At 32.9% G+C, this 12,756-nt stretch carries 12 protein-coding genes and 1 other annotated feature; of the genes, 1 reads left to right on the forward strand and 11 read right to left on the reverse strand.

The genetic code is table 11. The features are described from left to right. Positions 1 to 221 precede the first annotated feature (221 nt). Positions 222 to 1,886, reverse strand: coding sequence for a ribonuclease J (locus J2Z35_RS07885; RefSeq protein WP_209660852.1), 1,665 nt, complete (start codon positions 1,884 to 1,886; stop codon positions 222 to 224). A gap of 176 nt (positions 1,887 to 2,062) precedes the next feature. On the opposite strand from J2Z35_RS07885, the gene J2Z35_RS07890 reads away from it, so the two are divergent. Next, positions 2,063 to 2,803, forward strand: a complete 741-nt coding sequence (locus J2Z35_RS07890; RefSeq protein WP_209660853.1) for a metal-dependent hydrolase — start codon at positions 2,063 to 2,065, stop codon at positions 2,801 to 2,803. A 49-nt stretch (positions 2,804 to 2,852) separates the two neighbouring features. Here the strand turns inward: J2Z35_RS07890 and J2Z35_RS07895 are convergent, their stop codons facing one another. The 10 genes from J2Z35_RS07895 to J2Z35_RS07940 form a co-directional block, all read right to left on the reverse strand. After that, positions 2,853 to 3,287: a Fur family transcriptional regulator gene (locus J2Z35_RS07895; protein ID WP_209660854.1), complete on the reverse strand. Its 435-nt coding sequence runs from the start codon at positions 3,285 to 3,287 to the stop codon at positions 2,853 to 2,855. An 88-nt stretch (positions 3,288 to 3,375) separates the two neighbouring features. Further along, positions 3,376 to 3,624 carry a DUF1292 domain-containing protein gene (locus J2Z35_RS07900; RefSeq protein WP_209660855.1) on the reverse strand — a complete coding sequence of 83 codons (249 nt, stop codon included), beginning with the start codon at positions 3,622 to 3,624 and terminating at the stop codon, positions 3,376 to 3,378. Between the two features lie 10 nt (positions 3,625 to 3,634). Further along, positions 3,635 to 4,057, reverse strand: a complete 423-nt coding sequence (gene ruvX, locus J2Z35_RS07905; protein WP_209660856.1) for a Holliday junction resolvase RuvX — start codon at positions 4,055 to 4,057, stop codon at positions 3,635 to 3,637. Between the two features lie 13 nt (positions 4,058 to 4,070). Continuing rightward, a complete protein-coding gene (locus J2Z35_RS07910; protein WP_209660857.1) occupies positions 4,071 to 5,045 on the reverse strand; it encodes an aldo/keto reductase in 975 nt (324 codons plus the stop codon). Further along, on the reverse strand, positions 5,026 to 7,182 hold the full coding sequence (locus tag J2Z35_RS07915; protein ID WP_209660858.1) for a hypothetical protein: 2,157 nt from the start codon (positions 7,180 to 7,182) through the stop codon (positions 5,026 to 5,028). The genes J2Z35_RS07910 and J2Z35_RS07915 overlap by 20 nt, the downstream gene beginning before the upstream one ends. A gap of 1 nt (position 7,183) precedes the next feature. Next, the gene (locus J2Z35_RS07920; protein WP_209660859.1) at positions 7,184 to 7,444 is read right to left on the reverse strand and encodes an IreB family regulatory phosphoprotein; all 261 of its coding nucleotides are present in this window, start codon (positions 7,442 to 7,444) and stop codon (positions 7,184 to 7,186) included. 253 nt (positions 7,445 to 7,697) lie between these two features. Beyond that, positions 7,698 to 10,346 carry an alanine--tRNA ligase gene (gene alaS / locus J2Z35_RS07925; protein WP_209660860.1) on the reverse strand — a complete coding sequence of 883 codons (2,649 nt, stop codon included), beginning with the start codon at positions 10,344 to 10,346 and terminating at the stop codon, positions 7,698 to 7,700. Between the two features lie 54 nt (positions 10,347 to 10,400). Continuing rightward, positions 10,401 to 10,596 (reverse strand) — a binding site (T-box leader). Positions 10,597 to 10,649: 53 nt separating this feature from the next. Further along, positions 10,650 to 11,090, reverse strand: coding sequence for a Fe-S cluster assembly scaffold protein NifU (gene nifU / locus J2Z35_RS07930; protein WP_334300523.1), 441 nt, complete (start codon positions 11,088 to 11,090; stop codon positions 10,650 to 10,652). Further along, positions 11,087 to 12,274 (reverse strand): cysteine desulfurase NifS, encoded by a 1,188-nt coding sequence (gene nifS / locus J2Z35_RS07935; RefSeq protein WP_209660862.1) that lies wholly within the window; start codon positions 12,272 to 12,274, stop codon positions 11,087 to 11,089. Before nifS ends, nifU begins: the two co-directional genes overlap by 4 nt. A 2-nt stretch (positions 12,275 to 12,276) precedes the next feature. Then, on the reverse strand, positions 12,277 to 12,723 hold the full coding sequence (locus tag J2Z35_RS07940; protein ID WP_209660863.1) for an RrF2 family transcriptional regulator: 447 nt from the start codon (positions 12,721 to 12,723) through the stop codon (positions 12,277 to 12,279). Positions 12,724 to 12,756: the final 33 nt, after the last annotated feature.

Here is a 12,756-nt window from a genome sequence, read left to right on the forward strand (position 1 = left end):
AAATATTTCTCAATCTTTAACCTGTTTTTTTCATTGAAAATCATAGGTTCTATTTGCTTTGCCCTTCTTTAAATCTTTTGTACGTTTTCTTTAAAAATCTTTTCTTGACATATTACCAGATTGCTTTTATTTAATCATTTACAAGATTAATTATACCCTATTTTAATGAAAAATTCTTTACATTCTAGTAAAGCCTCGACTATATTGTCGAGGCTTTATACTTAGGCTTCCATAATTATTGGCAAAATCATAGGATTTCTTTTTGTCTGCTCATATAAATAGTTTCTTAAATCATCTTTTATATTGTTTTTAAGATGTGACCATTCTCTCACATTTCTGCTTTCGCAGCTCTCTAGAGATTTTTTCACAACATCCTTTGCCTTATCCATAAGGTCTTCAGACTCTCTTACATATACAAATCCTCTTGATATAATATCAGGCCCTGATACAAGAGCTCCTGTTGATTTTGATATAGTTACAACTACAACCATAAGACCATCCTCAGAAAGGTGCTTTCTGTCTCTAAGGACTATGTTACCTACATCTCCTACTCCAAGGCCGTCAACAAGAATATTTCCTGAAGAAACCTTTCCTGCAAGCTTTGCAGAATCTTTATCTAACTCTAAAACTGAGCCATTTGTGAGGGTAAGAGTGTTTTCTGGATTCATTCCAAGTCTAATTGCCAAATCCATATGCTGCTTTAGATGTCTGTATTCTCCATGAACTGGCACAAAGAACTTTGGCTTTACAAGTGAGTGCATAAGCTTTAGTTCCTCTTGACAAGCATGACCAGATACGTGAATTTCAGATAGACTTTCATATATAACCTCAGCCCCTCTTTCAAAGAGCTGGTTTATTACTCTTGATACAAGTTTTTCATTTCCTGGAATTGGATGGGCAGAAAATACGACAAGGTCACCTTGCTTAATCTCTATTTGTCTATGCTCTTGAGATGCCATTCTTGTAAGAGCCGCTAGAGGCTCTCCCTGAGAACCCGTAGTTATAAGCACTACTTCGTTGTCTGGGTATCTATTTACGTCTCTAAGCTCTATAAAACAGTCCTTAGGAATATCCAAATAACCAAGATTAGTACCAACATTTACTACATTCAACATAGAACGTCCTGATAATGCTACTTTTCTTCCATTTTTGTGAGCAGCATTTATTATTTGCTGTACCCTGTGAAGGTTTGATGCAAATGTAGCTACAATTATTCTAGAGTCAGCCTCTGAAAATATCTCATCTAGAGTGTGTCCTACAAGGCTTTCTGAAAGGGTATGACCTGCTCTTTCTACATTTGTGCTTTCTCCCATCATAAGGAGTACGCCTTTTTTACCTAATTCTGCTATCCTATGAAAATCCATCATTTTCCCATCTATTGGAGTATAATCTATCTTAAAATCTCCTGTATGAAATATCACTCCTGCTCCAGTAGTTATTGCAAGAGCACATGCATCAGGGATACTATGATTTACTCTAATAAACTCAACTTCGAAATTTCCAGTTTTAATTTTATCTCCAGGATCTATAGCATTTAAAGATACATTGTTTAGTCTATGCTCTTTTAATTTAACCTCTACAAGTCCTATAGTAAGCTTTGCTCCGTATACGGGAACATCAAGCTTTTTTAGGACATAAGGAAGTGCTCCTATATGATCCTCATGGCCATGAGTTAAGAATATACCTTTTATTTTTTCTCTGTTTTTTATAAGATAAGATATATCAGGTATTACAATATCTATCCCTAGCATCTCATCTTCTGGGAAGCTCAGTCCCGAGTCTATAACTATAATTTCATCCTTATATTCTATTACAGTCATGTTCTTTCCTATTTCCTGCATTCCACCAAGTGGAATCACCTTTACTTTTGATGGTTTTCTTGACATTTTATCTCTCCTCTTTTTATATTTATCCATTTAGCATTTTCCGCACAGCTAAATTGACTTTAAATAAATTAATAGTATTCTTTCTTCCTTAAAAATACTTAATAATAAAACCCTAATTTGACATCACCCTTTTTCCCTGTTAGACTCTACGTAAAAAGTCGGAAAGGACTGATATAGTGAAAGGCAAGGCTCATGCTTCTATAGGAGCTCTTACATATTATAATTACGCTATACTTACTCAATCAGGACTGAGTTTATTAATGTTCTTTATAAGCATAATTTTTTCACTTATCCCAGATTTGGATACTGAAAAATCTATAGCTTCAAAGCATATCCCTTCTAGGAAATTAGAGATTTTCATAGAGGCTATTATAGGGGTAATACTCTTTCTCACTACATTTCAGCTATGGGTAGAGAACGGATTTAATTATTACGTACTTCTAATCTTTTTTCTTTTTTTGTTTTTTATATTTAAATTCAATATCAAAAAACTCAAGCTAAGAAAAATCATACTAACAGTTTATTCTATAGTATTTTACTTCATTATTGTTTATATAACAGGAAGCAAGTCTCATTATTTTTTTGTCTTATTTTTAGGTATCATACCCTGGTTTTCCCACAGATCTTTTTCTCACTCTTTAGTATCTGTAGTTTTTCTTTATTTTAGTATAAAAAGACTTGAAAGCCTATTTAATCTAGACCATTTAAAAGAAGTAGTAGCCCTATCCTACGCCAGTCATATCTTTCTTGGAGATATATTAACTGTTCAGGGCGTTCCTATTTTTTGGCCTATTTCAAAAAAAAGATTTTCTTTAATAAGCACCAAAATAAAATCCCAAAAATATGAAAATATCGTGGAAATATCAGTAATATCTTTTTTAGTTATTTTGGCATTTTATCTAAATAATAAAATATAAACAAAGAACTCCCAGCTAATGTATAACGCTGGGAGCTCATTTTTCCAGTCTATTTACACTCAGAGCATATTCCGTAAAACTTAACATCATGGTCATATATCTTAAAATTATAATTAGATTCTATTTTTGTCTCAAGATGATCTAAAAGATCCTCTTCAACCTCTATGATTTTCCCACATTTTTTACAAACTAGGTGATGATGGTTATGAGCATCTTGATCAAGGTTTAATTCATATCTAAGACAACCATCGTCTAGGTTTAGCTTGTTTGTAAAACCTATCTTGTCAAGCATTTGAAGAGTTCTGTAAACTGTCGCTAGTCCAATTTCAGGGCATTCATTTTTCACCTCATCATAAATCTCTTCACTGCTTAAATGCTTCCCCTTAGAGGTGAGCATGATTTTTACAATACAGCGTCTTTGAGGTGTAAGTTTAAATCCCTGTTCTTTAAGTTTTAACTTTAATTGTTCCAAATAAGCATCCATATATTCACCCGAATCCTCAGTTTCAAATAATAATATTTTTCAATTAATATTATAGCACCTAATTGAGAACTGTCAATATATTTCTCATTTATTCCTCTATAAGAGTCTCGTAAACTTCTACAACCATTTCATACTCTTCTTCATCTTCTATAGGAATAAGAGTCATTTCATCGTTTTCATCGTATTCTATTCTAAAGATATAAGCCTCATCATCTTCTGTCTCTTCAACTGGAGCTAAAATTGCATAATCTTTGTCCTCTGCTTCGATACTCATTATAAGCTCAAACTCTACTTCATTTCCATTTTCATCTACAAGGGTTATAATATCATTTTCCATTAGTAGCCTCCTATTTATTCATATTTATTCTATCGAGATAACTTTGCAATATATGAACAGCTGCTGCTGTATCAATTAAATTCTTTTCTTTGGCTTTCCCTATCTTCATATGACTAAGGCTTCTTTTTGCAAGAGCACTTGTAAGCCTTTCATCCCAGAAAATAATTTCAATATCTGCATGCTTTTTTAATGTTTCAGAAAACTTTTTTGTAATCTCAGCTTGAAAGCCTTCACTACCATCCATGTTTTTAGGAAGCCCTATTACTGCTTTTTTTATACTTTCTCTTTGAATTATATCACAAATTTCCCGTATTGCATCTTTAGTATTTTTTCTTTTTAGTGTATAGAGAGGTTGAGCTGTAAGCCCCAATAAATCACTCAATGCAATCCCAATTCTTTTTTCTCCCACATCTAAGCAAAGTATTTTTTCCATAAATCTCCTTAGTTTATATTATTTTAATACAAAACTCCTTACAGTAGGAAGCGCAGTACGAGCACAAAACGCATTTTTCTTTATCAACAACTGCTTTTCCATCTATCACCTTTATAGCTTTTTGACTGCACATATTTTCGCATGCTTTGCATCCTATACACCACTCTGATATAACAAGTTCTCTATTTTTTCTTTGGATATCCTTGTAGAGTTTTTTTGGTATGTCAAGTCTAGAAAATTTCAAAACGTTCATATCTATTTCTTCATTTGACTGCATACCTATCGCTATGGCATCTATCTCTTTTATATCCAGTACATAGTCAAGTGCATCATCATAGCTTTTTATTAGATTTCCGCCCCCAAGGGGCTTCATTGAATATATACCTATACCTTTAGACTTGGCTTTTTTTATCGCTTGATGCATCTCTTTATTGGTCCCGTCAAGTATACCTATAGAGGTTTTATTTATAAGAGGATGTATCACATCTATATAATCAAGCTCTGCACATGCATTTACGCATTTCACTGAGTGTGTAGAAGCTCCAAATGCTCTTATATAACCTTTTTCCTTCATTTTTAAAAAATATTCAGTAGCTTCATAATGCCCTCTTAAGGTATGCTTGCTTTCCTGCTCATGGAGCAAAAAACCATCTACATAGTCTGTGTTTAGCTCTTTTAGGGCTTTGCTCAAGCTTTGCTGTGCAGTTTTCATATCATATGCATAGGACTTTGTAAAAATATATAGATCTTCTCTTTTAATAGATTCAAGAGCCTTTGAGATATGTCCATAGGTTTCATAAAGCTCTGCTGTATCTATAAAATTAATCCCTCTTTCAAGCCCATATTTTATAAGATTGGCTCCCTCTTCCCAGCTCATATTCCTTTGAAGGGGACCCATAGTCAAAGAACCAAAGCATATTTTTGAAACATTTAGCCCTGTCTTTCCTAAACTTGATTTTAATGAGTTTTTATATATTTCTTTTTTCATGGTTATTCTCCAATAATATTATAAGCATCGGAACTATAACGTATCCAATACTTGTAGCTGCTGTCACTACACCAGAGTCGTTTACAAGAAAACCAACTATACTGCCAAATAATATTGCCATCCAGCCGTTTGCTATACTTTTGTATTTTTGACAAAGTTCTTTAAGCACTCCAAATGGTTTATAAAAAAGCATAGACATAAGTATAAGCGCCAAAATAAGAACCCTACTCCAAATAGAAACAGATATAAGCTTCATATTCATTGAAAGTTTTCTAGTTATTATTTGAATGATAGCGGCCGGACCTGAACTACTTATATTTGAAATCGCTCCTGCCAAGTGGCTTTGTTGCTCATTAGAGAAGTCTATCAAAGCCATAGTAGCCACAATTACAACAACAACCCCAATTATTCCCATTCCTTTTTTTAAATCCAGTTTTATATTGTTGGATTTTAATATAAAAAACATAAGAGATGAAGATATTGTTATTGTCCCACCTACATTGGCTCCCATTGAGGGATTTCCCATTATAAATACCACAATTATCGCAATTGGAATCATAATATAGTTTTTGAATTTTATCTTTTCAAAAATCATGCTAAAGGTTAGGATAATCGCTCCTACTAATACTCCCATATATTCATTTCCTATCCCATAAAACCTAGCTCCTATTATTGGATCATAGCCTAAAAGAGAGTTTTTGATAAGGTTTTGTCCCATGATAGACATATCTATTAATAATATCAAGGACATTATTGCACTAAGAATCAGGATACTATTTAAATCGTTGTTTACTTTTTTTATTAATATGATATAAATTATACTTCCTAAAACTAACCCAAAAACAATTGAATAAATTATGCTTCCAAAACTGAAAAGTGGTGCTAAAATTATTACAATTGGAATTAGAAGTGTAATTCTAAGTATAAATTTAACAAATTTTATAACTTTTTCGCTGATTTTATTATAAAAAAATGATACTATCATAGCTATTATCCATATACACATCTGAAATACTGCGTAAGAATAAAGTACTGGTACTCTAACCTGTGAAAGAGAAACTATATTTTGATAATCTCCTTTTAAAAATTCCCAAGGATTATTCATTTCAACAAACCTTAATGGTTGGCCAGATATTTTGGATTGTTCTAATTCAAAGTTTTGAAATATAAGGCCAGCAATATCGATATTTGTAATTACGCCTTCTCTTCTTGTAGAAGATGACGTGATTAATCCAGAGCTATTTTTATCAAAATAATATATTGGAGCAAGTCTGTACCCTTCTGAATATCCTTGCAAATCAGGAAAAGGACTAAGTACAATTAATTGATCATCTGCTCCTAAAGTTTTTTTAATTTCGCCTATAAAAATATCAATTTCGTTGACCATGTTTTTTTTAGCTTTGCTATAGGATGTTTCATTTAGCTTATTTCTATATTCATCAAGTCTGTATGAATCTCCCAATTCTATTATTATAAGGTCTGATTTTTCAATATGCTCTTTGGAAAGGTCAAGCAATGTTTCATAATCTGTTCCTATATAAAATGGCTTTTGTGGATCGTGGGTATTCATTTGAGATATATTGCCATAGGGAATTCTTCCAAAAGAATCCATGGCCAGTATTCCTGCAAAGCTTATATTTTCTTCCTTATCTGAATTTCCCAAAATAGATATAGAAAGATTTTTTTCTGCCATTTCATCTCCGAGTATCCCAGGAAGTGAGCCAAAATCAGAACCCGAATTGGTGAGGATTAAGGTATTTATATTTAGATTATTAATCGATAAGGGGTTCGAGTCTGTAAGAAACTTAAACTTAGCTGATTTTTCACTATCCTCTATATCAAAATAATCAAGGTCTCTATTTAATACATAGGATTTTCTGCCCCAACCCATACTAGCATATGAGCTGGCATCGTTTGTTCCTCTTCCACCTCTTATATTCATAAGTCCTATATAACCTGGACTACCTCCTATGGAGTTCATATTTTCATAATCATTTATATTCATTCTATTAGTAGTTATTATTATGGTTTTACCCTTTGAAGTACTTTGGGCATAAACAGGGGTATATTTAATTCCTTGAAAAATCATTAATAGCAATAAAATAAAAAATAAAATTTTAGTTTTTTTAGTTGTCATATTATTTTTCCTTTAAATAGTCCTTTATTATTGTCTCTAAAAGTTCATCTCTTTCATATTTTCTAATCACTGTCCTAGCATTTTTGTGACTTGTGATATATGTGGGATCCCCTGAGAGAATATATCCTACCAATTGATTAACTGGGTTATATCCTTTTTCTTTTAATGCATCAAACACATACATTATTACGGATTTTTCATCCATTACCTCTTCTTCTTTTTTTGTTTCAAATTTCATTGTGAAATCCATATTATCATTCATTTCATTTTCTCCTTTCATATACCCCTGATAAATAAATCTCCCCATCTAAAAGCCTTTAGTTGTAACTGTAAAGTCCAAGGATATTTTCATGGATTATTTATTGTAAATACAATAATAAGCCATATTCTAATTTAATTCAAGGACAAACAAGGCAAAAAAATACCTCTAGGCATATAGTATAATTAACTAAAGTTATACTATATGCTTTAGAAGTATCATATCAAAATATTTCTTATTAATATTTACATTTTTATTACTTAATCTGACTTGCAAGTATATTTACAGATTCATCCATTGCATTTGGAACTTTTGAAGAGTCTTTTCCGCCAGCTTGAGCCATATTAGGCCTTCCGCCACCGCCTCCGCCTGTTATCTTAGCTACTTCTTTAATAAGATTTCCAGCATGAACTCCCTGAGCTTGGGCTAAGCCTGATACCATACAAACAAAAGAAACTTTTTCAGCATCAATTATATTGCTAAAAAGCACCACCGAATTTTCCACTTTATTTATTATTTGTTCAGCAGTTTTCCTTAATATCTCATCCTCTATATTTTCAAAGGTATCACTAATATATTTTATACCTTTTATTTCTTGTGCATTTTTAATCATGTCATCAAGTCTGCTCATTGCAGATTCTGACTTTAATTTTGAAAGAGCTTTTATCGCTTCTTTATGCTCATCTATAATCTGATTTATCTTCGGAACTACCATATCTTCGTTGCATTTTAGTGTAGATTTTACTTCTGTTAAAAGCTCTTCCTTTTCAAGAAGATACTTGTATACATTTTCTCCTGTAATAGCCTCTATACGTCTTACACCTGAAGCAATGCCTGATTCTGAAAGTATCTTAAACATACCTATGTCTGATGAATTTTGGACATGAGTTCCTCCGCATAACTCTGTAGAATAACCTTCAACAGAAACAACCCTTACCACGCTGTCATACTTTTCTCCAAATAAAGCCACAGCTCCTATTTGCTTTGCCTCTTCTATGCTCATAGTCTCTACATTAACTCTATGTCCTTCATAGATTACTCTATTTACTATTTTTTCAATCTCCTTGATTTGCTCAGCTGTAACTCCTTCAAAATGATTAAAGTCAAATCTAAGCCTATTTTCATTTACTAATGAACCAGCTTGATTAATATGCTCACCAACTACCTCTTTAAGGGCTTTATGGAGCAAATGAGTAGCTGTATGATTTCGCTGAGTAGCTCCTCTTAGGGTTTTATCAACAAGAAGCTCAGCTTTATCTCCTTTTTTTAATGTACCTGAAGTCATTCTAATATTATGCATAAAAAGTCCATTTGGTGATTTTTTTACATCTTCAACAATTGCCTCAAAGTTATTCCCTTTTATATATCCTCTATCTCCAACTTGTCCACCTGATTCTGCATAAAAAGGTGTCTTTTCAAACACTAAAATTGCATCTTCACCCTCATTAATTTCATTCACAAGGGATGAATCTTTGATAATATCATTTATTTGAGTATTTTCATATAAAGTGTCATAGCCATTAAATATTGTGGTCTGTACGGATAGCTCAAGGCCAGACATATCATTTTTCCAACCTTCTACTCCTTTTTCATTTCTAGCTGCTCTTGCTCTTTCCCTTTGAGATTTCATGGCATTTTTAAATCCTTCTTCATCAACTGTCATGCCATTTTCAATCAAAATTTCAAGAGTTAGCTCAAGTGGGAAACCATAGGTGTCATATAATTTAAAGGCTTCATCCCCGTTTAATATCATTTTATTTTCATTTTTGTATCTTTCAATATATCCATTTAATATTGTAATTCCCTGATCTAAAGTTTCTTCAAATTTTTCCTCTTCAATTTTAAGGATTTTCTCTATATATTCTTGTTTCTCAGTTAGTTCCTCATATGCGTCTTTATAATTTTCTACAACAGTGTCAACAAGCTTCCATAAAAACATATCTTCCATTCCAAGAAGCTTTCCATGTCTTATAGCTCTTCTAATTAGTCTTCTTATTACATAGCCTCTTCCTTCATTTGATGGAATAACTCCGTCAGAGATTAAGAATGTCACTGCTCTAGCATGATCAGCAATAACCCTCATAGAGATATCCTTTTTATTATCTTTTCCATATTCCTGATTTGACATTTGAGCTACTTTATTTATAAGGTTTTTCATGGTATCAATATCAAATATACTTTCAACACCCTGCATTATGCATGCTATTCTTTCAAGACCCATTCCTGTATCTATATTAGGGTTTGGCAGAAGGTTGTAGTTTCCTGATTCATCCTTATCGAACTGTGTAAATACAAGATTCCAAAACTCTAGGAATCTATCACAGTCACAGCCAGGCTTGCAGTTTGGATCATCACATCCAAAACCTTTTCCTCTGTCTATATATATTTCAGAGCAAGGACCACACGGGCCAGTGCCTGTTCCTATTTCCCAGAAGTTATCATCCTTGCCAAGTCTTACAATCTTTTCTTTAGGTACTTTAATATGATTTTCCCAAATTTCAAATGCTTCATCATCTTCTTCATATACAGTAACCCAAAGCTCTTCTTCATTTAAACCAAGCTCTTTTGTTGTGAACTCCCACGCCCACTCTATTGCTTCTTTTTTAAAGTAATCCCCAAATGAAAAATTTCCAAGCATTTCAAAAAAGGTAGCGTGTCTAGCAGTTTTTCCTACATTTTCTATATCTCCAGTTCTCATACATTTCTGACAGGTAGCCATTCTTTTACTTGGAGGAGTTTCGATTCCCATAAAATAATTTTTAAGGGGCGCCATACCCGCATTGATAAGCAGTAGGCTTTTATCATTTTCAGGCACCAAAGAGTAGCTTTTATCAACAAAATGCTCTTTGCTTTTAAAATAATCTAAGAATTTTTTTCTTATTTCTGAAACTTTCATATAATCCATAATTTACCTCCATTAATTTATTTACAATAAAAAAACCCCGTCCATGAGATTACTCATAGGGACGAGGTTGTTCGCGGTACCACCCTAATTGCCTTAAAGGCCACTTAAAGGACTATATCGTTGTCACCGTAGCTTTTTATTAGAAAGCCAAGCTCAGAGTCAGCTTCAAACAAAATTTTCCAAAGGTTTTCACCATCCACCTTCTCTCTAAAGGAAATCTATGTCCTACTCTTCTCTTCAAAGCCTATATTATGATTATTGATTTAAAAAATATTATAAAACTTAAACATCTAAAAATCAATACTAATCTTCAATTTCTTCATGATGATCATGATCATCATCTATTTCAATATCCGTAAGACCAGGTATGTCTAGATTATTCTTTCTTGCATAATCTTGAAGTGCTTTTTTTATAGCCTGCTCTGCAAGGACTGAACAGTGCATCTTAACTGGAGGAAGTCCGTCTAAAGCTTCTGCAACAGCTTTATTTGTAAGATTTAAAGCCTCTTCTACTGTTTTTCCCTTAATCATTTCTGTAGCCATGCTAGAGCTTGCTATAGCAGATCCACATCCATATGTCTTGAATTTTACATCTGTAATTACGTTTTCTTCAACTTTTAGATATATTTTCATTATATCTCCACATTTTGCATTTCCTACTTCGCCAACCCCATCAGGTGTCTCAATTTCTCCAACATTTCTAGGATTTGTAAAATGATCCATAACTTTTTGACTGTACATTATTTTTCTCCCTTCAGAAAATCTTCGTATAATGGTGACATATTTCTTAATCTTTCAACTATTGGAGGAAGCTTTTCCACAACATAGTCTATTTCTTCCTTAGTTGTAAAGTCTGATAAGCTTAATCTAAGTGAGCCGTGAGCCACTTCATGAGTAAGTCCTAATGCCATTAAAACATGGGAAGGATCTAGTGATCCAGATGTGCAAGCCGATCCACTCGAACCAGCTATTCCAACTAAATCCAAGCTTAAAAGAAGGGCTTCTCCTTCAATAAATTTAAAGCAAAAGCTTGCTATAGAAGGAAGTCTTTTTTCTAAATCCCCTGTTACTATAGTATGGGGAATAACTGCTTGTATCCTGCTAATAAGATCATCTCTAAGGGCTGTAAGCTTAGATATATGTTCATCCAGTCCTTTATTTGCGATTTCACAAGCCTTTCCAAGGGCAACTATTCCTGCAACATTTTCTGTTCCAGCTCTTTTCTTTCTTTCCTGTCCTCCCCCATGAATTAGATTATCAAGTCTTATTCCATTTCTGATATAAAGGGCTCCTACTCCCTTTGGAGCATATATCTTATGGCCAGAAAGAGACAGCATGTCTATATTCATATCCTTAACGTCTATATGAACATTTCCAACAGCCTGAACTGCATCTGTATGAAAAACTATATTGTTTTCTCTACATATGGCTCCTATTTCTTTAATTGGCTGTATAGTACCTATTTCATTATTGGCAAACATTATAGATGTAAGTATAGTATCCTTTGTGATTGCTGATTTAAATTCTTCTATATCTATTATTCCATTTTCTTTTATTTTAAGGTAAGTAACTTTAAATCCATGATTTTTTTCGAGATATTTACAAGTATCAAGAACTGCATGATGTTCTATCTCCGTAGTAATAATATGCTTGTCTTGATTCATATATCTAAGAGCTATTCCTTTTATTGCCCAGTTGTCTGCTTCAGAACCTCCACCTGTGAAGTAGATTTCTTTTGCAGAAGCATTTAAAAGATTAGCCACATTTTCTCTAGCTATATCAATATGGGATTTTACTTCTCTTCCGAAAGAATGTATGCTTGAAGGATTACCATAGCCTTCCTTATAAAAATCAAGCATTGAATCCAAAATTTCTGGTTTTACAGGAGTTGTTGCTGCATTATCAAGATAAACTCTATTTAATTCCATATTTACATCTCCTCAATATCAATTTGACCACCTTTTAAATTATGATCATTTACCATATCTTCAAGGGTTACTGAATCAATAACACTGTCTATACTATCTTTTATTTTTCTCCATACTACCTGAGTAACGCAAAACTCTGAATTTTCACAGTCACTATCAGATTCTATCACACAATCTGCTGGCGCCATAGGACCTTCCAAGGCTCTAAGTACGCTTCCTACAGTTATTAGTGATGAGCTTTTGCTTAGAAGATATCCACCTTGAGCCCCTCTTACACTTTTAACTAGATTGGATTTTTTTAATATAGCAAAAATTTGTTCTAAATACTGCTCTGAAAGTCCGTGTTTCTCAGCTATATATTTTAAAGGCATTGGTGTTTCAGAAGTTTCATTTAAGGCAAGTTCAAACATAGCTTTGAGCCCGTATCTTCCTTTTGTTGAAAGTTTCACTTTAATTACCTCACTTTTATAATTCCTAGTCAA

The sequence above is a fragment of the Acetoanaerobium pronyense genome (assembly GCF_017874355.1).
GTDB classification, from domain to species: Bacteria; Bacillota; Clostridia; order Peptostreptococcales; family Filifactoraceae; genus Acetoanaerobium; species Acetoanaerobium pronyense.

Excerpts from the sequence above, each read along its gene's own strand:
- J2Z35_RS07895 (WP_209660854.1), bottom strand. The coding sequence starts at position 3,287 with ATGGATGCTTATTTGGAACAATTAAAGTTAAAACTTAAAGAACAGGGA.
- alaS (WP_209660860.1), bottom strand. The coding sequence starts at position 10,346 with ATGGATTATATGAAAGTTTCAGAAATAAGAAAAAAATTCTTAGATTAT.
- J2Z35_RS07900 (WP_209660855.1), bottom strand. The coding sequence starts at position 3,624 with ATGGAAAATGATATTATAACCCTTGTAGATGAAAATGGAAATGAAGTA.
- J2Z35_RS07910 (WP_209660857.1), bottom strand. The coding sequence starts at position 5,045 with ATGAAAAAAGAAATATATAAAAACTCATTAAAATCAAGTTTAGGAAAG.
- ruvX (WP_209660856.1), bottom strand. The coding sequence starts at position 4,057 with ATGGAAAAAATACTTTGCTTAGATGTGGGAGAAAAAAGAATTGGGATT.
- J2Z35_RS07915 (WP_209660858.1), bottom strand. The coding sequence starts at position 7,182 with ATGACAACTAAAAAAACTAAAATTTTATTTTTTATTTTATTGCTATTA.
- J2Z35_RS07920 (WP_209660859.1), bottom strand. The coding sequence starts at position 7,444 with ATGAATGATAATATGGATTTCACAATGAAATTTGAAACAAAAAAAGAA.
- nifS (WP_209660862.1), bottom strand. The coding sequence starts at position 12,274 with ATGGAATTAAATAGAGTTTATCTTGATAATGCAGCAACAACTCCTGTA.
- J2Z35_RS07885 (WP_209660852.1), bottom strand. The coding sequence starts at position 1,886 with ATGTCAAGAAAACCATCAAAAGTAAAGGTGATTCCACTTGGTGGAATG.